Below are 21,041 nucleotides of genomic sequence, written 5' to 3' on the forward strand. Positions count from 1 at the left end.
ATGGGAGTATACAAATAGAAGCATACGCTTCACTCTTAGCATTATTGGAACAGAATAGCGAGAGTAGCTTTCTAGTGGCAATCGAAATGAGGGTGTATCCCATTGTTCAAATTATCATTCCAAATGAATAGACGACTCCGCCGAACGGCAGGCATCATCATAACGGCGGGACTGGTGATCGGATTGATTACCTTTTTTGCAGGTAGATGGTCGCCGGTATTTCCGTTTTCCGGGCAGGCGGACGGACATTATCCGCAAAAGCCCATTACACTTGTCGTCCCGTATGCGGTCGGTGGTGGTACAGATATTACTGCGCGAGCGCTAGTAGAAGCAACACAGCCGTATCTAAGCCAGCCCATTCATGTGGTAAACCGCACTGGTGGCGGCGGGGCAATCGGTCTGATGGAAGGCGCGGGCGCCAAGCCAGACGGATATACCGTCACCTATTTGGTTGCCGAGCTGACTACATTACCTCATATGGGCTTGCTGCCGATGGATTATCGTCAGTTCAAACCGATTATGCAAACGAATTCCGATCCGTCCGCCATTACGGTACGGGCAGATGCACCGTGGAAGACTGCGGAGCAATTTCTCACCTATGCACGCACTCATCCCGGCGAACTGCGCATGGGCAATGCAGGCACCGGCAGCATTTGGCACCTCGCTGCCGCCATGCTGGAACGATCCGCGCATGTGACCTTTACCCATATTCCATATGAAGGTGCTGGACCTGCTGTATCCGCGCTAGATAGCGGCTTTGTCGATGCGGTGCCAGTCAGCCCTGCCGAAGTGAAGCAGGATGTGGATATTGGCAAGCTACGCATATTATTTATTAATGGCAATGAGCGGTCGCAAGTCTTCCCGCAAATTCCAACGTTGCAAGAAGCAACCGGATATACGACGGATTTTAACGGCACTTGGCGTGGACTCGCGGTGCCGCAAGATACACCTGACGAGATTGTACACATTCTTGCCGATGCCTTCACCCGCGGTACTGGTGAACCAGCATTTCGCGAACAGATGGCAGATGCCGGTCTCGGACTGCGCGTACGTAGCAGTGACGAATGGGAGCAGCAGCTCAGGCAAAGTCACGAACGGTATGCCAGATTAATTCCCGAGCTTGGTCTAAGCCGCAATGAAGCAGGGCAGCCGTGAATATGCGCTGCTTCGTGTCGCCAGATGCAGACAGATCTGTGAAGGCAAGGTACACGAAAGGACAAATTAACGATGAGAATCAAATATTTTATCGATAAAATCCCCGGTGGTATGATGCTGGTGCCACTGTTCATCGGAGCATTAGTGCACACGTTCACACCGGGAGCTGGCGAATACTTTGGCTCGTTTACCAAAGGGTTAATGACCGGTACGGTGCCGATTCTGGCAGTCTGGTTTTTCTGTATGGGTGCTTCGATTGATGTACGTGCTACCGGTACCGTGCTGCGCAAATCCGGTACACTCGTGCTAACCAAAATTGCGGTCGCATGGGTGGTAGCGATGATTGCTGCGCAATTCTTACCGACGGGCGGTGTTCAGACTGGATTTTTCGCCGGATTATCGGTGCTGGCACTTATTGCAGCGATGGACATGACCAACGGCGGACTGTATGCGTCCATTATGCAGCAGTATGGTAGTAAGGAAGAAGCCGGAGCGTTTGTGCTCATGTCACTAGAATCTGGACCGTTGGTCACGATGCTGATTCTTGGCAGTACAGGCATGGCGGTATTCGAACCACAGACATTCGTTGGAGCGGTATTGCCGTTTCTGGTCGGCTTTTTGCTAGGGAATCTGGATCATGATCTACGCGCGTATTTTGGCAAGGCAACGCAGACACTGATTCCGTTCTTTGGCTTTGCGCTTGGTTGTACGATTGATCTAGGCGTGATTGCACAAACAGGGATGCTCGGCATTGTACTGGGGATCGCAGTTATCATCATTACTGGTATCCCGCTCATGCTGGCGGATCGCTGGATCGGCGGCGGTAACGGTACGGCAGGTCTTGCTGCTTCCAGTACCGCCGGTGCCGCAGTCGCCAACCCGGTCATTGTAGCGACGATGAAACCGGAATTTCTACCAGCGGCTCAATCGGCAACCGCCCTTGTAGCCGCGTCGGTTATTGTGACTTCCATTGTAGTACCGATCCTGACTGCATACTGGGCGAAGCATATGAAAAAAAAGCATGGTCATCTGCAAGCAGCATCGGATACTCCCCTGCAACCGACAGACGCTGAGGTCAAGCTTCGTAATGCCCGCAGCCATACGTAAGATGCAACACGAATCTTAGCTAATATTCATTCTAGATTCGGCTCACAACCGTTTAACGCTATCCTCTGCTCCGTATATTCATATGGACAGCCTCGCCTCCAAACTGGATAATATTGCTGGAAATTGGAAAATGATCTCTGGAGGCGATACATATGAAACATGCAATGAGCAAACTGTTATTATCGACTGCCCTGACGGCTGCTGCTTTTACCGCTGTCATGCCAGTGCCATCTGCGCACGCGGCGGTCATCGACCACGACAAAGTGGTTGGCTTCAGCGAAGTTACACCGACCAACGACTCGCAAAAAGCTGCCAAAACGTTTCAACCGTTTCTAAAGGTGTACAACGGCAGCGTGCCCTTTCCGGCAGTCGATGCACAGGGCAATACGAGCGGCGGCTTGCAGCCGACAGGTGCATCCGAAGGTCAGAGCAGTAAAAGCACCGGGCAAATTTATGCTCGTTCCGGCTGGTATAACGGGGTCTGGGCGATTATGTATGCGTGGTATTTTCCAAAGGATGAGTCTTCTCCAGGGCTTGGTCATCGACATGACTGGGAAACTGCCGTGATCTGGATTGATAATCCGGCAGTGGCAAGCCCCAAAGTACAATCCATCTCTTATTCGCAGCATGGCGATCTGCTGAATGCAGCACCGACAAGCAGCAATATGAGCGGCAATCATGCGCTCATCGGCTACCGCAGCGTGTGGCCCCTCAATCATTCCTTGTTCAGCGTAACCGATGTGGGCGGTACACAGCCGTTGATCAACTGGGAGCAACTGACTCCGGCAGCACGGACAGCGCTGAATACGACCGACTTTGGCTCTGCCAATGTGCCGCTGAATGATACGAATTTTAATACGAATTTGCAGAAGGCATGGTTCAAATAAGCCGGAAGTTTGCCTGAATGATGCAGCTCGTGATACGCATATCACAGGCATGGACATCTCCAATTCTGCACTACCAAAAAGCCCGGATGTCGCGTATCAACACGCATCCGGGCTTTTGGTATACCATACTAGCTTGGATTGTACACTGTTCGTGTACAATTTTGTGATTGCGATGGTATGTTGTATATTTTGTTGTTGTAGGCAGTACAAGCTATTTCCAATCAGTCGCCGATTTTTACTAGAATCTTCGCGTGGCTCTTATCGCTGAGCAGCAGCTCCAACCCTTGCTCCACAATATCATCGAGCTTGATTGTGTGTGTGATGACCTGCTTCACATCCAGCGCGCCAGCAGCGATTAGCGAAATAATCTCCGGGAAAATGTGGCGGTATGCTAGCGTTGCGGTAATCGTCGCTTCCTTCACTAGCAGTTGGAAAAAGTCCACTTGCAACGGCTTAGAAATGGCAGCGATGACAACTACCTGTCCACCTTTTTTCACAATTGATACCGCGCTGTCCATCGTTGGCTGTACACCCGCCGCTTCAAAGGCAATATCAATGCCACCCGATTGCTGGCTAATTACTTCGGTAGCATTCACTTTGGCACTATTGACCGGAATCGCGCCAAGCTTTGCCGCCAGATCCAGACGCTCGTCGAATACGTCTACAGCGAAGATTTGTGACGCTCCTGCGGCTTTGGCACATAGCACGGTTAGCAGACCGATTGGACCAGCGCCGTATACGACTACTTTTTGTCCGACCTTGAGGCTGCTGTGCCGTACCGCGTGCATCGCTACCGCTGTCGGCTCGACCAGCGCGCCTTCCTCAAAAGAAACCTCATCCGGGATCTGATGTGCCATATACGCTTCCACTACGACATAATCAGCGAAGCCGCCATCACTGTTCAAACCGACAAAGCCAAAATCTACACATTGATTGTACTGTCCATGCAGACAATATTCGCATACTCCGCAATGATACAACGGCTCCACTACAACGCGCTGACCCACATTGATTCCGCTTACATTTTCACCTAGCTCTACAATCGTTCCGGCAAACTCGTGCCCAAGTGTCAGCGGCGCCTTTTGATGGGATAACGGATGCTCCTGCCCTTCCTGAATTCCCACGCCATGATGATACGCATGCAGATCACTACCACAAATACCCGCGTATTCAACCTTGATCTTCACCTGACCCGCTTGTACACTACGCACCTCGCGTTCCTCGACTCGCACATCCTTCTCACCATACCAGACTGCTGCTTTCATGATATACATCTCCTTTTGCATTCTATGGACTCTATTCAAATGATGGATTGTACTCAATCCGTATTGTTCAAATTTTATTATATCGCCAATACAATATCATTTATAATAATAGATATTAATAGAACCATTAGTAAAAATAATGGAAGGGGAACAGCATATGAATCTGGAGCAGCTAGAATATATCGTAGAAATCGCCAAAACGCGTTCCTTCTCCGCCGCTGCATTGCAGCTGCATATGACCCAGTCGGCAATCAGTCAATCGGTACAGCGCTTGGAGCAGGAATTGCAGCTGACGATCTTCGAACGTTCACGGCAGGGCACAATTCCGACCGAAGAAGGCAAAGCATTGATCGAGCAGGCAATCGACATTTTACAGCGTGTGCAGTTGATGCGCCTGACTGGAGAGGAGAGCGGGCAATTGAGCGGTTCGATCCATGCTGCTACCTTTCCTAGTGTGATGCCGTATCTGATCCAGACGACAGCAGATATGAAGCTGGAGTATCCGGGTCTCGACATCTCAATTGAGGAAAAGAGTTCGATGGACATCGTGGAGGACATTCGTCAGAATCGCACCCAGCTTGGGTTTATCGCCATTTACAACCAGCAGCTCTCCGGGTTGAATGGACTGCGCTTCAGTCCGATGTATACCGGCAAACTGGTGATCGGTGCGCATCCAGATTCCCAATTGGCACAGTATAGCCGGGTGACCCCAGAGCAATTGATCCAGCACAAGCTGGCGCTGTACAATGACCGATTTGTGCATGATTTTGTAGATCGGTTCACGGATACATATGGCGCATTGTCGATTCTGTTCTGGACGAACAACTCCGAGGCGATTACGAGCACGATGGATAGCGGTCTTGCCGCCAGCATCGGGCATGACTTTTCCCTGTATCAACATCCACTGTACAAGGCAGGTCGCATCAAAATTATCGAGATCGCCGATATTCATCAACCGGATATGCAGATCGGCTTTGTCCAGTCGCAAGCACGCCCGCTCAGTCCGGGTGCAGAGCGCTTTGCCACCCGTTTTCGGCAGGCGATTGAGATGGCGCATTTATAACAGAGAACAGAGAACAGAGAACAGAGAACAGAGAACAGAGAACAGAGAACAGAGAACAGAGAACAGAGAACAGAGAACAGAGAACAGAGAACAGAGAACAGAGAACAGGCGAAGCTTAACTACCAAGCTTCGCCTGTGCAAGTGCCTAATGACACTCCCAACATAACTAGCACTACTGCCGCATCTTCTCACGCGTAAACCGCAGCCATTCGCGTGCAGCAAACGATAAATACCGCTCCCGATGCCAGATCATACCAAGCTGCCACGGGATCACCGGCTGAATACCGGGGATGATGTGCAGATGCTCCTGATTGATCTGACTACAGATCGTCTCCGGCAATAACGCGATACCGAGTCCCGCACCAACCATCTCGCTAATGAGATCCCATTGCGAACTTTCATAGATTACTCTTGGCTGAAAGCCTGCCTTGATACACGAATCGATAATCCGCCCATGCAGCGTGAAGTCCTCACGGAAAATAATAAAAGAATCTTCCGCCAGCTCCTTCATCTCCACCTGCTTGCGCCCGACCAATCGATGCGTCGTCGGCACAAGCAGATTCAGCTTTTCCTCTCGAAAGGAAAAATGCTCCAGTACATTCTCTGCTACTGGCAATACGGTCATACCAATATCAAGCGAGCCGTTCACCACATCGCTTTCTACCTTTTTCCCACCATCCTCAAACAATTGAATCGTCACATTCGGATATAGCTGATGAAATTCCCCGATAATCTGTGGGAAGAAGCGCGATCCGATCATCGGCGGCAATCCGATGCGCAGATGCCCGCTCTCCAGATTACGCAGATCGTCCAGCTGCGATGACAGACTTTGAAATGACTTCACGATCGTTTGCGCCTGCTGCTCAATAACCCGCCCTGCATCGGTCAGCTCCACCGTCCGTCCAATCCGATTAAATAGCGGCGCGCCCAACTCTTCCTCCAGCGAGCGAATCGTCTTGCTGATCGTCGGTTGCGTAATGAACAGCGCTTCTGCCGCTTTGGTGAAACTGCCCGTTCGTACCACTTCCATAAAATACTCCAGATGCCGAATATCCAATTGTTCCTCCTCCTTCTATCCTCTCCTCTATATCGAACATTCCAAAACGGAATACATTTCATGCCATATATGAATTTTACCTATGAAAGAAAGAGATGTAAACTTTTCATATTAACCGGTATGGCGGATCGCATGCAGACATCAGCTGCGCCGGTTTCATCATTCCAAACCTAGGGCTGATCAAGCCTGCTAACTATAGAAAGAAGGATGTAGGTTATGAAAACTATAGGGAAAGGCATTTTACAGGTCGCTGTGCTGATGGGCTTCTCGCAATTGTTGAATCTGCTCGTGAACTGGCTGCACCTGCCTGTTCCCGGTAGCATTCTCGGTATCGCCATCCTGTTTATCCTACTGCAATCCGGCGTCATCAAGCTGGAATGGGTGGACATCGGAGCAAGCTGGCTGCTGGCAGAGCTGCTGCTCTTCTTCATCCCATCTGCGGTCGGCGTTATGAATTACATTCCGATGCTGGAGCAAGACGGCGTTCGCATTATGGCAATCGTTATTTTCAGTACGATGCTGGTGATGGCAAGCTCAGGCTTGCTCGCCGCAATTATGTCCAAACGAAAGGAGCGTCACGCAGAATGAACAGTATCATTTTCCTGCTATCCACACTTATCATCTACGCAGGAGCCAAAAAGCTATACCGTCGCTTCCCACGCGTCTATCTGTCTCCACTGCTAACGACTCCACTCGTGCTCGTCATCGTGCTGCTAAGTATGCGCATTCCATACACGCATTACAACGAAGGCGGACATCTGCTATCCCTGTTACTGCAACCGGCAACGATCGCCTTTGCCATTCCATTGTATAAAAATTTGCATACACTCAAAAAACATGCAGGCGAGATTATCGCCAGCGTCCTGTTCGGCTCCATCGTCGCTCTTGGCAGCTCGGCACTGCTGGCACGCATGATGCATCTGGATCACGATCTGATGGGCAGCATCATCCCTCGCTCCATCACCACCCCAATCGCCATGAACGTATCGCAGGCGATTGGCGGCGTACCGACCATTACCGCGGTGTTCGTCATCATGACCGGCTTGATCGGTAGTATGATGGGACCGTATATCGTCAAATGGCTACGCATCGAGAGCGAAATTGCGCGCGGCATTTTATTCGGAACCGCCGCTCACGGAACGGGCACATCGAAGGCATTTGAACTTAGTTCATTGACCGGTACGATCTCTAGTATTTCCATGATTTTATCCGCCTTATTTACACTGGCGGCAACTCCATTACTCACATTCATAATGCTGTCCTGAAAAGGGCAGTATTTTTTTGTATATTTACTACGCTATATACATTATAATCTTATCATGACAGTTTGATTCCTATAATTTTAAATTTATTTATACATTAATTTGAATTTTTATTAATTTATTTAAAATTTATAATATATAGAGAATACCAAGTCGGTTAGCATATTCTATTAATACAACCCCTATTTTATAAGGTAAAATCTGTATTTCTCGTTGTTAAATCCATTTTTACCCATTTTAGTTTAGCGTATGAATTATGACAATTTCCATTATTTTTATGAACATCCAATTCCGAAAGGTGAATTTCATGCTAATATTGTTGTATATTTGTATAAGGGCAGCCTGCTGCTGGAGCCAACAGGTACAAATGAATATGCAACGCCTAATGTTAATCAATTTAAACTGACCAAAGCGGAGGACCTTTATTATGAAAAAAACAGGTATGGTACGTCAGTTGGACAGTCTCGGCAGAATCGTTATTCCCAAAGAAATCCGGGACACGATGGAAATTGGCATCAGCGATCCAATGGAGTTCTTTATTACAGAGAAGGAGATCATCTTCCGTAAGCACAAAGGCATTCAATGCATCTTTTGCGGCAGCTTCGACGATCTCGTGTATTACAAAGATCAATTCATCTGCGGCGATTGCGCTGAACAGATGGGCGACGAATCTCAGCATACTCCAATGGAGGAAGCCAAAGAAACACCTGCTATGAACCGCAATCTGCAATCATCGCTTAGAAAATCACGCAGCAAACGGGGGGAAATGCTGAGTAAGGTCGAAAACGCTATGCAAGAAAATCCGGGTGCCACCCAAAATGAATTAGCACGTATTCTCGGCATCTCGCAAAGTCGGGTATGCCAGATTCAAAAGGAACTTCGTTCCGCCAATTACGAACGCTGATCCTTCGGTTCATTCCGCTTCACAACTACGCAAGCGCTCCACGGGTAGTCAACAAACGCCAGGGATGACGGCAGCAGCTTCGGCTGGCTCCACCGGCATATGCGGTTGGTATCGATTCCATTAATCGCTGCGTTTGTGCAGAATAAGGACAGTCAAACAAACCCCACCTTTTCCGTCACACGGGAAAGGTGGGGTTTGTCGTTGGCAAAGAATTTTTTCTTTGTAAACATTCGCTTCTCTATCGATATTGTGAAACTTTACCTTTAGGCAGAAGCTGAGATCATATACGAAGACCATATCTATTCTACCCTTGGTATGGCTGACCATCACATGAAGCCTACTATGTTGATCCGTATTTATCGCAAGTAGAGATATCCCATGCTTATTGTATTGTATCCAAAATCGCTTTATTCCTTGACCCAGTAGGCGCTGCCATCCTCCTGCCGATCCATAAATCCGTATTCGATCAAATACCGGCGCAGCGTTACATAATCAGCAAATGCCGCCGACAGCTGCTCATTCACTTCTTTTTCCGTATACTGTCGTCCACTTGTAAACCGCTTCATCAGATGACGCAGAATAGCGATCTTCCGCTTCTCTTTACGCGGGAATTCGGATAGCCGCCCATCTAATCCTTCTTTGAAATACTGCTTCAGAATTGCCGCATTTTCCTGCTCGGTCATATTGTAACGCTCATCCACCATCGTCGCTGTACGATGGATCTCGATAAATGGTGCTGGATCATCGTTCTGCTGCTCCAACAATTCCATAATCGCTAGCAGTACACGCGCCTGCTTTGCCTTTTCCCGCAGAGCAAATCGGTGATTGCGAATGGTGGATTTGCTGCTGCCATGTGCCGCGACCAGATCGGTATCGCTTTTGCCTTCATAAAAAGAACGCAGCAACTCGCATTGCAGCTCGGTCAGCCCGGTCAGCTTTTTGTTCAGAGTGAGCAGATAATGGAACATGGAGACATACTTGATACGGATATACTGCTGCATAAAGCGCTCTGCTTCGTAAAAGTATCCATCCTGCTCATAGATCCGCCCTTTTTCAAACACTTGCCCATCGATCAGACAAACAAAGCCGCCAAATGGTCCTGTCTGCCGCTCCTCCATATAGCCTTGCTTCAATTCTTCCAGAGAAGCTTGCCAGAACCGATCGGATTGCTGCTTGCCGGTAATTTCACTCATAATGATGTGCCCCTTCGTTAATTATCATTCCTATGTTGTTGGATCTGCACCATACATTGCTCGTATTGCTTCAATCCACTGCTTCTATTCCTTCACCCAATACGCACGCCCATCCTCTTGCCGATCCATGAAGCCATAAATGATAAGATATCGGCGCAAGGTCGCATAATCGTCAAAAGCGGCTGCCAGTCGTTCATTCACTTCTTGCTCTGTATACTGACGTCCACGCTGAAATCGTTGAAGCAGATGACGTAAAATAATAATCTTGCGCTTCTCCTTACGCGGAAACTCTGACAACCGTCCATCTAGCCCGTCTTTGAAATACCGCTTCAATATCGATTCGTTCTCCTGCTGTGTCATCGTATACCGATCATCGACCAACGTCGCCGTCTCTTGCATCGGCATGATAGACGATTCGTTCTGGTTCTGCTGTTGTTTTGCAGACGCCGATGACTTGGATATAGACGTATCCGACGTTTGTTTGGATATATTCGGCACATGTGTAGATTCATTCGTAGTTTGCGTAGATACATGCACGGTTAGTCTAGACAGATCGTTTGATTGTCTATTGTTTGCTTCATTCATTATTATACACTCCTTCTATTGGTGATTGGCTTGATGATTTGCGCTTATATTCGGATTTGCTACCACACCCAGCGCCAAATCCACTATTGTATGCGCCACGATGAATACCTTCGACTTGTTTTGTCTCATCGGAATATGGAATGGAATGGTTACATATTGCATTAACTTATTACATTGACTTATTGTGATTCTGAGTATAATATCTAGTTAATAAATAGTCAAATTATAATTTTGTCTATAAAATAAACAAACAAGTGTTATTCCATCTATTATATGTACACTACGAAGGAGGAATTGTAATGGAAAAGTTAAAACGAAAAGAATTACAGGAGCAGTACAAGCAAATGAAAACCTATATGGGCGTCATCCAGATCGCGAATACGATCAACGGCAAAATCTACCTAGACAGCTACCCCAATCTAAAAAACAAATGGTTTACCTTAACAATGCAACTTAATCAAGGACGATTCGCCAATGCCGGATTGCAAAACGATTGGACGTTGTTCGGAGAAGAAGCATTTCATTACGAGGTATTGGAGCAGAAGGAAACGGATAAAGTTACGGATATACGTTGGGAAAAGAAACAGATGCTGAAACCGTGGTTGGCAAAGCTTCAGCCTTACGGAGAACGCGGATACAATAAACGGCAGCCTTCGCTTGAGCAATAAGCTTTAGTAAGAACCGTACTTTAGAATCGGAATCTGATCGAATATGCTTACATGAAGAATCATACAAAATACCCCTTCCACACAATGGGAAGGGGTATTTTGCATTCATATTTTGATCGTGTAATCTATAACCTGTACGTTTGTATCTATATCATCATACACCTGAATATGATCTTACGAAGATTGTACCGGTGTCTGACCTTTCACCTTCGAAGACGATGCAGGCACGGCTGGACGCGATAACGAATACAGCGCACACAGGAACGACAGCACGACGATTCCTGCGCCAACCCAGGCATTAATCGTAACTGCACCAGTATTTTTGATCACGATTCCGCCGAATGCGGAGCCGATCGCGATACCGATTTGCAGAGCGGAGAAGTTGAAGCTTTGTTGAATATCGGATGTTTCCGGTGCTACTTCGATTAGGTAGCTCTGCTGTGCCGGAGACAATGCCCAGCTCAGTGCGCCCCAGATAAACAATACAACCGGGAAAATAAACACCGATTTCGCCGAGAATGGCAATACGAACATCGCCAGAGCGAATACACCGGTTACGATAAGCATACTTTTGTTACTGCCTAGACGATCCGACATCACGCCGCCGATCATACCACCGCTAACGGCTGCAAGACCGAAGACGAAGTAAACGATGCTGATCCAGTAAGCGTTCAGGTTCATCGTACTTTCCAGAAATGGTGTCAAATACGCATACATCGTATAGTGACCTGCCAGCAGCAGCATCGTTACAAGATGCGCGCTGAGGATTTTGGAATTTTTCAGGGAAGCTAGCTGTGCTCGTAGCGGCATCGACTTTTCAACCGGAATCGGAGCGAGGAACAGCCCGATAATAACCATCGCTACCAGTGTCAGCAGCGCAATCGCCAGAAACAGCACGCGCCAGCCGAGGGCTTCTTGAATCAGTACACCGACTGGTACGCCGAGTACGATCGACGAGCTAATCCCCATCGAGATAATACCGATGACACGTGCACGGAATTGTGGAGCAACCACTTTCACCGCAATCGTCAGCGACAATGTGGTGATCAGCGATCCACTAGCAGCGGTGATCATACGGGAAATAAACAACACTTCATAGTTCGGACTCCAGAACGCCAATACCGCACCAGCGGTAAATGCGAGCATCGACCACAGATAGAGCGCCTTACGCTCCACTCGCGAAGTAAACGCCAGCAGTGTCGGTCCCGAAATTGCATATACGAGTGCATAAATGGTAATCAGCTGACCGGCTGTCCCGATCGATACATTCAGATCGCGAGCAATCTCCGGTAGCACACCACCAATAATCAGTTCAATCAATCCCACCGTAAAGGTAGCAATCGTCAAAATCAGTACTTTAAAATTCAAGCTGTCTCTCTCCTTTGCATGGAACGTTTCTTTTATAACATGCATGCAGACGGCTGTCGTCACAGACCGCTGCTTATGTTCCAAAACGCGAGTGCCGGAATCCTGCAAATCCATAAAAAAATCCTGATTACGACAGGATGCACGGACGATGCACCATCTGTAGTAATCAGGATTGTTCGGTTCCTGGTAGAGACCCTCAAACCATATTATTGAGGTTATACACGATGTATTATAAATTCCATAACTCATTCAGTTGTAAGTGGATCGTTGATGGGACGTCACATCAACATTACATACCTTACCAGATCGAAAATGGGATTTCAACTGTTATTTTCATAATTTTTTTGATTTTCTGCCGATTTTGCAAAATGCCCTCGCACCACTCGGCGAAATTCCTGCGCTGCCTGCGAGATATACGTTTCCTGTCGCCAGACTAGCACAATCTGGCGCATCAATGGAGGCTGAGATGGCATCAAACGTACCTTGCTGCTAAAGTCATCTGCGGTTTGAATTCCAGTTGCCGGAAGAAAGCCGATACCGATTCCCGCTTCGATAAAAGCACCCAGACGCGCTGGTTCATTCCCCTCTAATATATATGTCGGCACGAAGCCTGCTTTTGTACAGGCTTGATCAACCAGATCGCGGGTATGATATCCTCGTTTGACACCGATTAGCGATTCGCCAGCAAGCTCGTTTAGCGATAATTCATTTACACGTTTTTGCGCCAAATGATGGGTATTGGGAATGGCGATTAGAATGGGATCGTTCAATACGATCTCGTATTCCAGCGTGTCACGATGAATTGGTAGCGAAGCCAAGCCAATATCCACGTCCCCCTTCTCTAGCAAGCTCTCCATCTCGTCGGTCGCACACATTTGGACATGAAACGGTATATGCGGATACTGCTCACGAAATGTCTGCAAAATCTGCGGCAACGTACTCGCATTGGTCACCGCAAGTCGGATCGATGACTGCTCCGGATGACGCATATCCAGCAGTTTCTGCCGCCCCTGCTCCAGCTCGAATAGCGCCTTTTCCGCTCGTGGTAAAAAGGCTTGTCCGTATGCATTCAACTTGAGCTTTTTGCCGATTCGGTCAAATAAAGGCACACCGACACTCTCCTCCAATCGCCGAATCGTTCGACTCAACGACGATTGCGTGACATACAGACTTTGTGCCGCTTCCGTCATATGCTCCAGATGTGCAACTCGGACAAAATATTGCAGCTGTAACAGCTCCATGCCTACACCTCTTATTCTTTTGAATACATTCATTAATACATATAAATGCATTGGAGTAAATCATCTCTTTCTTTTATGATGAATGCAAGGATACGAGGAGGGACGCTTATGAAAGTACGTCGTAATAGCATGGTGCTGGCGATTAGTCTTGGCATGATGCTCAATCCACTAAATTCGTCGATGATTGCGGTTGCGATTCCATCGTTGCAGCAGGCATTTGGACTGTCGCTGACAGCGGTCGTCTGGATCGTATTCGCTTTTTATATTTCCGGTGCGATTGCACAGCCGATTGTTGGAAAATCGAGTGATCTGATCGGACGAAGACGATTGTTTTTGCTAGGATTGGTCATTGCGTTAGTCGCTTCGCTGGCGGCACCTTTTGCCCCTAATTTCGGAACACTCGTTACGATGCGAATTGCGCAGGCAATCGGCACGGGCATGACAAGTACAGTCGGATTGGCACTGATTCGCTTTCATGTCAGCGATAGACGGGAGCAGGCATTGTCGATGATCTCGTCATTTCAGTCAGGAGCTGCTGCGCTTGGACCGTTTATTGGCGGGGTGCTGATTCACTGGTGGGGATGGTCGTCGATCTTTTATGTTAATTTGCCAGTCATGCTGGTCAGTCTAGTAATGGCATGGAAATTGCTGCCCGTAGAAGCGCCAGTTCAGCGAACACCGATGTCGGTGCGTAACTGGTTGATACAGATTGACGGGAACGGCGTGCTACTGTTCGCCGCTGGACTGATCATTCTGCTGGGCAGTCTGTTGTCTGGTAAATCCAGTGCGCACTGGTCGATGCTCCATATCATCGGCACGATGGGCGGACTGCTACTGCTGATTGCGCTTGTGCGACATGAATGGAAGGTAGATCAGCCTTTTATTCCGCTGCGTACCTTTGCCGAGTTTCCGGCGCTTAGCTGGATCAATGGTGGATTTATGATCGCGAATATATTGTTTTATGCGCTCTTTTTCGGTTATCCATCGTACTTGCAGCAGGTCGTGCAATTGGATTCGCTGCATACCGGGATCATTATGCTAACGCTCGGTCTGGCGTCGGTTGTAGGAGCAGCGCTGGCGGGTCATGGTGTTCGCCGTTATTCGTCTCGAGTGATGTTGTGGCTGGCTGCTGTGTTAATGTTCGTCGGCGCAGGGTTGTTATTAACAGTGCAGCTACAATCGCCGCTGTGGTTATCGTGCGGAATCTTGCTGTTGTTTGGCTTAGGCAGCGGGTTGAGCAATGTGGCGATGCAGACCGATCTGATGCAAGAAACGCCCGAGTCAGTCGTAGGTGTAGTGTCTGGGCTGTTTAATATGGCGCGTAACTTCGGCGGCATTCTCGCTTCGACGTTGATCAGCATTATGGCAGGATCGGCATTTACGGCAGACAATTTTCACGAGTTGACGATGGTACTGATAGGATTGGCAGTGGTGTACGGCGCTGTGCTGTATGGACGCCAGCGTATGAGTAATTCAGCTAGAAACAGGCAGGGACAACATAAATCAAAATGATCTTGCACAATCACCATGACTATCTTCATCACAACTTGACTAAAATGATTTTCATTATGAAAATATGCAAATGTTATTGACGATGACGGGCATACGTTATATGCTACTTATGAAATCGCAACCAATCGCATAACGACCGTACATCGGCGTGTTACCAGCAATGGGCATGAGCCAAGCAACGGAGCGTAGTTCTCGCATACGTATATCGTATGTGCTGCCTCCTTTGTCTTGGCTCTTTTTTGCGTTTCGGCAGGGTGTCTAGGTTCCATTGCGAGCAGGAAATGCATAATGTGGTGTCTGCAGCGCTTCATTGTTCTTTTCCAACCTCGTCTGGCGTGGTATTCTGCAAGCAAGAGGTGATTGTCTCCATGAACAGAGAACAGCGGATGTTACAGGTGGATCGGGTGGTAGGCAACAATATTGTCATGGCGACAGATGCGTTAACTAGCGTGGAATATGTGCTGCTGGGGAAGGGTCTAGGCTTTGCCGCCAAAAATCTGCAAGAGCTGGACACAAGTAGATAGTGGGGGTTGAAAATCTTTAACTCATAATTTAATTCAAACTAGGACGTGTCTGAAAACGAAAATGATTTATGATACGCTTAAGAAAAAAAAGAGAAGCGATCCGTATGACTCCAAGACGACATGAACTTAGTGATGAGCAATGGGAGCAAATTCAAGATCTATTTCCATCTTATCGTACAGGACGTCCGCCTCAGCTTTCCTCTCGCACTGCGCTACATATGATTCTTTGGATCGCCCGTAGTGGCGAAGCTTGGGCGCGATTTACCTTCGGAGAGGTATGGCTCTTGGAAAACAGTGTACAGCCGATTTTCCAATTGGCGAGATACTGAGCGTTTCTCTTCTATTTTTCAAGATCTTCATAAGGAACCCGACTTTGAGAACTTGAGTATCGATTCTACTTCCGTTCGAGCGCATCAGCATAGTGCAGGTGCTAAAAAACGCAAAAGGACAGGGAATCCATCAACACATTGGGGTGAGTCGTGGAGGAAAACGACTACAATCCATACGGTGGTAACCGGTTTGAGGAATGCGCTTGCTTTTCTACTGACTGGAGGACAAGTCTATGATTCCGTGCCCGCCACGGCACTATTCCAAGGTATAGAGATTGCGGGAAGCCGAATTCTCGGCGACAAAGCCTATGGCTCTGAATCCTTTCGAACATGTTTGATCGCAAGACAAGCTTCTTTTATCATCCCACCGAAAGCCAATGGCCGAAGTCCTTGGAACGTCGATTGGGATTTGTGCAAAGAACGTCATTTAGTAGAATGTTTCTTTAACAAACGCAAGCATTTTCGCCGTATCGCTAAGCGTTACGACAAATGAGCAAATTCTTTCTTAGCGTTTATTTATGCTGTTTCCATTTTTAAACTCACTCAATCATTAGTTTTCAGACACATCCTAATATATTCATTATTTTTTACGGGTACTCAATAATAAAGTTATACTAACAAATGCCATAAAAGATAGCATAGGAATAGTAAATACACCAAACAATTTAAAACCCGAATGTGTACACGGGTTATTTATATCACATGCATTTAAAACCGGAATACTAATCTGCTGAATAATAATATGATAGGACGAAATAATTATTCCTAGTATTGAGAACGGAATCACAAAAAATTTAATATTATTAGCTTTGATCAATATACCCACTAAAATTATTACTACTAAAGGATACATTAATATTCTTTGATACCAACACAAATTACATGGTTGCAATTTTAATACTTCACTAAAAAACAAACTTCCTATAGTTGCTAAAAAAGATATTACCCAAGCTATAAATAATCTATTTTGAGAAAACATTTCATGCTCACCCTCCAATTTATATACTTGATAATACATTTTTTATTTTATCGATTTTGGATATTAAATAGTTCTCAGCCTGTTTTTTGAGTATAGATTCTTGAGGCAGTCTCAAAAAAATTTTTTCTATAGCTTCAAAATTATTGCTATTGTCAGCTGTCAATAGCAATAAAAATTGAAGATGATCTTTTGTACTATTAACAACACTGTAACTTTCTTTACTCATATATTCTTTTTCAATTTTCAGAATATTATTTTCTATTCTATAGTTATATACTATATTAAAATATAATAATTCTAAGTATCCAATATCAGAGCAATGAGGGAAACTGGTTTTGAACACTGTAAACCATTTTTGAAATCCTGCAATATCATTTAATTTTAAATATTGATTACATATTATAAATAGAGCGTATGCGTTATAGTTGGAGTTTACAAAAATATCAGATTCTTGATCTCGTAAATACATTTCTAGATGATTTATTATTTCATAGATTTCTTCTAATGCTGGCTGATCTGAATGCAATAAATTTTGATGATTAATTGACATATCTCTAGCATACAAAAATAACCATTTTTTATTCTCAGGTTCTATCTGTATCATTTCTTTAAGTAATTTTAAATTTCTTTTTTGCTTATTTTTGATTTTTATCACATCAATATCATATCCATCATGCTCTATAATCATATTGATAGATATAGATTGAGTACTTTTCATATTAGAATCTACTCGTAATAACTCTTCGTGAACTTTACCATAAAACCTAAAATCCGATTTTTTATTTACGATACGCTTCATATCATAATCAATATTCCCATCGCTATTTCTAATATCTAATGTAAAACAATGTTCTAAAAAATCTTTGGATAAATACTCTAAAACTCTCAGAGCACTTTTCAAAGAAAATTCGCTACTATTTTGATTTTGCAAATATTCATCAGAATCAATAAATAATATCCAATTGCAGTTTGCTTTTTCAAATATATAATTTCTTTGTAATGAGAAATCGTTTCTCCAAAGATATTTGTAAACATTCTCAAACGGAATCATTTTTTTAATAATATTTAGTGTGTTATCTTTCGAGCCCCCATCAATAACTATAATTTCGTCAACTTCATTAATAAGGCTATTTATGCAACGTTTTATACATCTTTCTTCGTTGAGCGTAATTATACCTGCTGTTATTTTAGGATAAAAAGTCTTGTCATATTCGCATATGATATTTTCTAAACAAGGCATACTCAACTCATCTTTTAATTTTATTTGAGTTAAATCAGTTTTAATTAAAGAAATATCTTTTTTTAGTTGACTTTGTGGTAGATTTTCAAGTTTTTTGTATAAATCGTATATAGTATACATATTGAATCACATCCTAGAATCAGTTATTTTCCTCAACAAAATGTTTTAAATCTTTAGTTGTTATATATCCAACGCTTCTAGAGGATTCTTTACCATTTTTATAAAAAATTAATGTTGGGGTTTTAGATACTTTTTGTTGCATTAAATATTCAGGATTGTTATTTTCCTGAATGTCCAAATTAATGGCATAAAACTTGGTTCGACTTTTTTCTAAAAAATCATTAACTACGGGTTTGAATTGCTGGCAAACCTCGCAAGAATTAGCATATATATACATGTAAAAAGTTTCTTTGCTTTCTACTTTATTTTTGTAATCTTGCAAAGTGATATTGTGGTACAGAGGAGGGTTTGTCTTAATATTGTTCATGACCATATAAACCATGATTGAAACGCACAAGAAAACTCCTAAAAAAATTAAAATTTTTTTCAAAAATTTCACTCCTAACAATTTTATATTTTATATATTTTACCAAAAAAATCTTTTTCTTCAATTGTATGTGAAATGTAAATCAGAGTAATATTCATCTCAAGCAATACTTCTATTATTTTTTTTCTGTTGAATATATCTATATTTGCCAAAGCTTCATCGACTATGAGCACTTCAGGTTTTTTTAATAATGCTCTTATTAGCATTATCAATTGCTTTTGACCAAGTGATAAATTTTTTGCACTTTCATCTATTAAATTATTAATAAAAATATCAAAAAGTCCTATTATTTCATCGAAATTCAATAAAAAACATATTCTTTTTATTTCTTCTAAAGAGTATTCATTATTCAAATCTAAATTTCTTAGTATAGTTTCTTTAATAAAAAAGCAATCGGATGACAAATAAAGTATCTTCTCTCGAATGCAATATTTGTCTAAATCTAATAGATCTATTTCGTTGATAAAAATAGTATTTATAGGTGGAGATATCAAATTAGGAATCATTTTTGCAATAGTCGATTTACCACAACCCGTCTTTCCCACAAGCATTATTTTATCATTTGCTTCTATTTCAATATCAAAAGATAGTTTAATAGACATTAATCTATTATATGAGAACTCCATTTTTTTGATTTTAATAGTCTTTATAGTATTTATTTTTGATTCCACTTTTTTTGATAAGCTATCAGGATAATCTATTACTTCAAAAAAGCGATCTGCTGCGAAGAGACTCTTTTGAAAGGTAGGCTGAAGATTCATAATATTTTCTGCTGCTCCTACAAAATAGGCTAATAGAGCTGAAAAAGTCAGCAATTGACCTAAAGAAAGTTGATCCATAAATATTTGCATACATCCGATCCAAATGATCGTTATGTTAACTAAACTTCTTATGATTTTTTTGAACATATTATTTAAATTCACTATTTTGTCCTGTTTTACCATACTATCCAAAAATCTATTATATTTATCTAAAATAAATCTGTCAGCAATTTCACCTTGATTAAAACTTAATATACTTTCTGATGATTTGATTACTTGGAATAATAAATTATTCACTGAAGCTCCATGAACAATAGTCTCTTGACTGTATTTTTCAATCTTCTCATAAAAATAATATGAGAAAAATAAATACAATATTATAGGAATTAAAGATAGAACAAATAACATTTTATTCTGTACAAAAAGCAGACCACCTGCTAAACAGAATAAAATCATATCAGAAAAAAAAATCAAAACTAAATTAGCTAATATTTCTTTTAAAACGAGAGAATCATTGAATCTTGTTATTACTTCTCCATCTGGCCTTTTTTTAAAAAAATGGAGTGGCATCCGTGTAACTTTTTCAAAATATAATTTTGATAATTTATGTTCAAAATTTTTAATCAAATAAATCAACATTTGATTCCTCGAATACTCTAGTATATTACTTATCAATATAATTAAAATAAATGATATAGAGACTATAGTTAAAAAGTTCCTCATATTTTTAGGTATTACGATGTCTGCAACTACTCTTAAATAAAAAGCTAAAATGACTGCACATATACTTACAATAAGAGATATTATACCGATAAGAATTATTTTGAATTTATTTTCTTTATAAAAATAACGACATATTCTTTTAAAATTATTAGATTTCAGTTTTTTCTTATCTATTATTTCTTTTTTCGGTAAAGGTACTAATATAATATTCAAAAAAATCTTCTGGAAATCTTTTTCTTTTATCCATATTAGCTTAGGAAGCTCAGGATTACTTACCAAAAATTTATCACTTTTACAATTGTAAACAACTACATAATGTTGCTCCTCTTTATTCTTTACAAGCGCAATAAATGGAGTTGATTTTTGTAATATAAAATTTTTAATTTCCATATCAGCTATTCTAAAACCTTACAGTTGAAATTTAACTTTTCAAAACCAGTTACAATATCACTAGCTTTCGTTCCTAAATAATCACTAAAAACATAATCATTTATAGCATCATAAGAATAATGAATACCGTAATAAGATAAAATTGAACTTATGCATGCTATTGCGCAATCGTTCTTACTAAGTTGTCTAATATGTATAATTTGTCTATTCAAAATATCACCTTTATCAAATGTAATTATATGAACAAGAAGTATCTTAAAAGATACTTCTTGTTCATATTA

The 21,041-nt window shown here is 43.3% G+C and carries 23 protein-coding genes and 1 riboswitch; of the genes, 12 read left to right on the forward strand and 11 right to left on the reverse strand.

Going from position 1 to position 21,041, the window contains the following annotated elements; genetic code table 11:
* The first annotated feature begins 123 nt into the window (after positions 1-123).
* From ACDE64_RS21715 to ACDE64_RS21725, 3 genes are all read left to right on the forward strand, one after another.
* Entirely contained in the window at positions 124-1,155 is a 1,032-nt protein-coding gene (locus ACDE64_RS21715) for a tripartite tricarboxylate transporter substrate binding protein (RefSeq protein ID WP_411350366.1), read from the forward strand.
* 72 nt (positions 1,156-1,227) lie between these two features.
* On the forward strand, positions 1,228-2,262 hold the full coding sequence (kdgT, locus tag ACDE64_RS21720) for a 2-keto-3-deoxygluconate transporter (RefSeq protein ID WP_411348268.1): 1,035 nt from the start codon (positions 1,228-1,230) through the stop codon (positions 2,260-2,262).
* A gap of 164 nt (positions 2,263-2,426) precedes the next feature.
* Positions 2,427-3,149, forward strand: coding sequence for an NPP1 family protein (locus tag ACDE64_RS21725; protein WP_411350367.1), 723 nt, complete (start codon positions 2,427-2,429; stop codon positions 3,147-3,149).
* Between the two features lie 221 nt (positions 3,150-3,370).
* On the opposite strand, the gene ACDE64_RS21730 is transcribed toward ACDE64_RS21725, so the two are convergent.
* Positions 3,371-4,414 (reverse strand): 2,3-butanediol dehydrogenase, encoded by a 1,044-nt coding sequence (locus ACDE64_RS21730; RefSeq protein ID WP_411348269.1) that lies wholly within the window; start codon positions 4,412-4,414, stop codon positions 3,371-3,373.
* Between the two features lie 157 nt (positions 4,415-4,571).
* On the opposite strand from ACDE64_RS21730, the gene ACDE64_RS21735 reads away from it, so the two are divergent.
* The gene (locus ACDE64_RS21735; RefSeq protein ID WP_411348270.1) at positions 4,572-5,477 is read left to right on the forward strand and encodes a LysR family transcriptional regulator; all 906 of its coding nucleotides are present in this window, start codon (positions 4,572-4,574) and stop codon (positions 5,475-5,477) included.
* Positions 5,478-5,649: 172 nt separating this feature from the next.
* On the opposite strand, the gene cidR is transcribed toward ACDE64_RS21735, so the two are convergent.
* The gene (cidR, locus tag ACDE64_RS21740; protein WP_411344155.1) at positions 5,650-6,534 is read right to left on the reverse strand and encodes a cidABC operon transcriptional activator CidR; all 885 of its coding nucleotides are present in this window, start codon (positions 6,532-6,534) and stop codon (positions 5,650-5,652) included.
* Positions 6,535-6,750: 216 nt separating this feature from the next.
* Here cidR and ACDE64_RS21745 point away from each other — a divergent pair, with 216 nt between their 5' ends.
* The 3 genes from ACDE64_RS21745 to ACDE64_RS21755 all read left to right on the forward strand — a co-directional run bounded on the left by ACDE64_RS21745 (position 6,751) and on the right by ACDE64_RS21755 (position 8,700).
* On the forward strand, positions 6,751-7,122 hold the full coding sequence (locus ACDE64_RS21745; protein ID WP_411344156.1) for a CidA/LrgA family protein: 372 nt from the start codon (positions 6,751-6,753) through the stop codon (positions 7,120-7,122).
* Positions 7,119-7,799, forward strand: a complete 681-nt coding sequence (locus ACDE64_RS21750) for a CidB/LrgB family autolysis modulator (RefSeq protein WP_411344157.1) — start codon at positions 7,119-7,121, stop codon at positions 7,797-7,799. The genes ACDE64_RS21745 and ACDE64_RS21750 overlap by 4 nt, the downstream gene beginning before the upstream one ends.
* A gap of 424 nt (positions 7,800-8,223) precedes the next feature.
* Complete coding sequence (locus tag ACDE64_RS21755) at positions 8,224-8,700, forward strand: AbrB/MazE/SpoVT family DNA-binding domain-containing protein (RefSeq protein WP_411344158.1); 477 nt, start codon at positions 8,224-8,226, stop codon at positions 8,698-8,700.
* A gap of 407 nt (positions 8,701-9,107) precedes the next feature.
* On the opposite strand, the gene ACDE64_RS21760 is transcribed toward ACDE64_RS21755, so the two are convergent.
* Positions 9,108-9,893: a DUF2087 domain-containing protein gene (locus ACDE64_RS21760; protein ID WP_411348271.1), complete on the reverse strand. Its 786-nt coding sequence runs from the start codon at positions 9,891-9,893 to the stop codon at positions 9,108-9,110.
* Between the two features lie 84 nt (positions 9,894-9,977).
* Entirely contained in the window at positions 9,978-10,478 is a 501-nt protein-coding gene (locus ACDE64_RS21765) for a DUF2087 domain-containing protein (protein ID WP_411348272.1), read from the reverse strand.
* Positions 10,479-10,777: 299 nt separating this feature from the next.
* Between ACDE64_RS21765 and ACDE64_RS21770 the strand changes: the two genes are divergently transcribed.
* Entirely contained in the window at positions 10,778-11,146 is a 369-nt protein-coding gene (locus tag ACDE64_RS21770) for a GIY-YIG nuclease family protein (RefSeq protein WP_411348273.1), read from the forward strand.
* Between the two features lie 174 nt (positions 11,147-11,320).
* Here the strand turns inward: ACDE64_RS21770 and ACDE64_RS21775 are convergent, their stop codons facing one another.
* Both ACDE64_RS21775 and ACDE64_RS21780 read right to left on the reverse strand, forming a co-directional pair.
* Positions 11,321-12,514 carry an MFS transporter gene (locus ACDE64_RS21775; protein ID WP_411348274.1) on the reverse strand — a complete coding sequence of 398 codons (1,194 nt, stop codon included), beginning with the start codon at positions 12,512-12,514 and terminating at the stop codon, positions 11,321-11,323.
* A gap of 143 nt (positions 12,515-12,657) precedes the next feature.
* A riboswitch (purine riboswitch) is annotated at positions 12,658-12,756 on the reverse strand.
* Between the two features lie 78 nt (positions 12,757-12,834).
* Positions 12,835-13,755 carry a LysR family transcriptional regulator gene (locus ACDE64_RS21780; protein WP_411348275.1) on the reverse strand — a complete coding sequence of 307 codons (921 nt, stop codon included), beginning with the start codon at positions 13,753-13,755 and terminating at the stop codon, positions 12,835-12,837.
* A 108-nt stretch (positions 13,756-13,863) separates the two neighbouring features.
* Here ACDE64_RS21780 and ACDE64_RS21785 point away from each other — a divergent pair, with 108 nt between their 5' ends.
* The 4 genes from ACDE64_RS21785 to ACDE64_RS21800 all read left to right on the forward strand — a co-directional run bounded on the left by ACDE64_RS21785 (position 13,864) and on the right by ACDE64_RS21800 (position 16,613).
* On the forward strand, positions 13,864-15,267 hold the full coding sequence (locus tag ACDE64_RS21785; RefSeq protein ID WP_411348276.1) for an MFS transporter: 1,404 nt from the start codon (positions 13,864-13,866) through the stop codon (positions 15,265-15,267).
* Positions 15,268-15,635: 368 nt separating this feature from the next.
* Positions 15,636-15,791, forward strand: coding sequence for a CAT RNA binding domain-containing protein (locus ACDE64_RS21790; RefSeq protein ID WP_411348277.1), 156 nt, complete (start codon positions 15,636-15,638; stop codon positions 15,789-15,791).
* A 104-nt stretch (positions 15,792-15,895) separates the two neighbouring features.
* The gene (locus ACDE64_RS21795; protein ID WP_411348278.1) at positions 15,896-16,120 is read left to right on the forward strand and encodes a transposase; all 225 of its coding nucleotides are present in this window, start codon (positions 15,896-15,898) and stop codon (positions 16,118-16,120) included.
* Complete coding sequence (locus ACDE64_RS21800) at positions 16,032-16,613, forward strand: IS5 family transposase (RefSeq protein ID WP_411348279.1); 582 nt, start codon at positions 16,032-16,034, stop codon at positions 16,611-16,613. The genes ACDE64_RS21795 and ACDE64_RS21800 overlap by 89 nt, the downstream gene beginning before the upstream one ends.
* An 87-nt stretch (positions 16,614-16,700) precedes the next feature.
* On the opposite strand, the gene ACDE64_RS21805 is transcribed toward ACDE64_RS21800, so the two are convergent.
* From ACDE64_RS21805 to ACDE64_RS21825, 5 genes are read right to left on the reverse strand one after another with little or no spacing between them, the layout of a single operon-like run.
* Positions 16,701-17,138 carry a disulfide bond formation protein B gene (locus tag ACDE64_RS21805; RefSeq protein WP_411348280.1) on the reverse strand — a complete coding sequence of 146 codons (438 nt, stop codon included), beginning with the start codon at positions 17,136-17,138 and terminating at the stop codon, positions 16,701-16,703.
* Positions 17,119-18,459: a glycosyltransferase gene (locus ACDE64_RS21810; protein WP_411348281.1), complete on the reverse strand. Its 1,341-nt coding sequence runs from the start codon at positions 18,457-18,459 to the stop codon at positions 17,119-17,121. The genes ACDE64_RS21805 and ACDE64_RS21810 overlap by 20 nt, the downstream gene beginning before the upstream one ends.
* Positions 18,460-18,478: 19 nt before the next feature.
* Positions 18,479-18,889, reverse strand: a complete 411-nt coding sequence (locus ACDE64_RS21815) for a thioredoxin family protein (protein ID WP_411348282.1) — start codon at positions 18,887-18,889, stop codon at positions 18,479-18,481.
* A 20-nt stretch (positions 18,890-18,909) separates the two neighbouring features.
* Positions 18,910-20,760 (reverse strand): ABC transporter transmembrane domain-containing protein, encoded by a 1,851-nt coding sequence (locus ACDE64_RS21820; RefSeq protein ID WP_411348283.1) that lies wholly within the window; start codon positions 20,758-20,760, stop codon positions 18,910-18,912.
* A gap of 5 nt (positions 20,761-20,765) precedes the next feature.
* Positions 20,766-20,972, reverse strand: coding sequence for a cysteine peptidase family C39 domain-containing protein (locus ACDE64_RS21825; protein WP_411348284.1), 207 nt, complete (start codon positions 20,970-20,972; stop codon positions 20,766-20,768).
* Between the last annotated feature and the right edge of the window lie 69 nt (positions 20,973-21,041).

This window comes from Paenibacillus sp. WLX2291 (assembly GCF_046603665.1).
GTDB lineage: Bacteria > Bacillota > Bacilli > Paenibacillales > Paenibacillaceae > Saccharibacillus.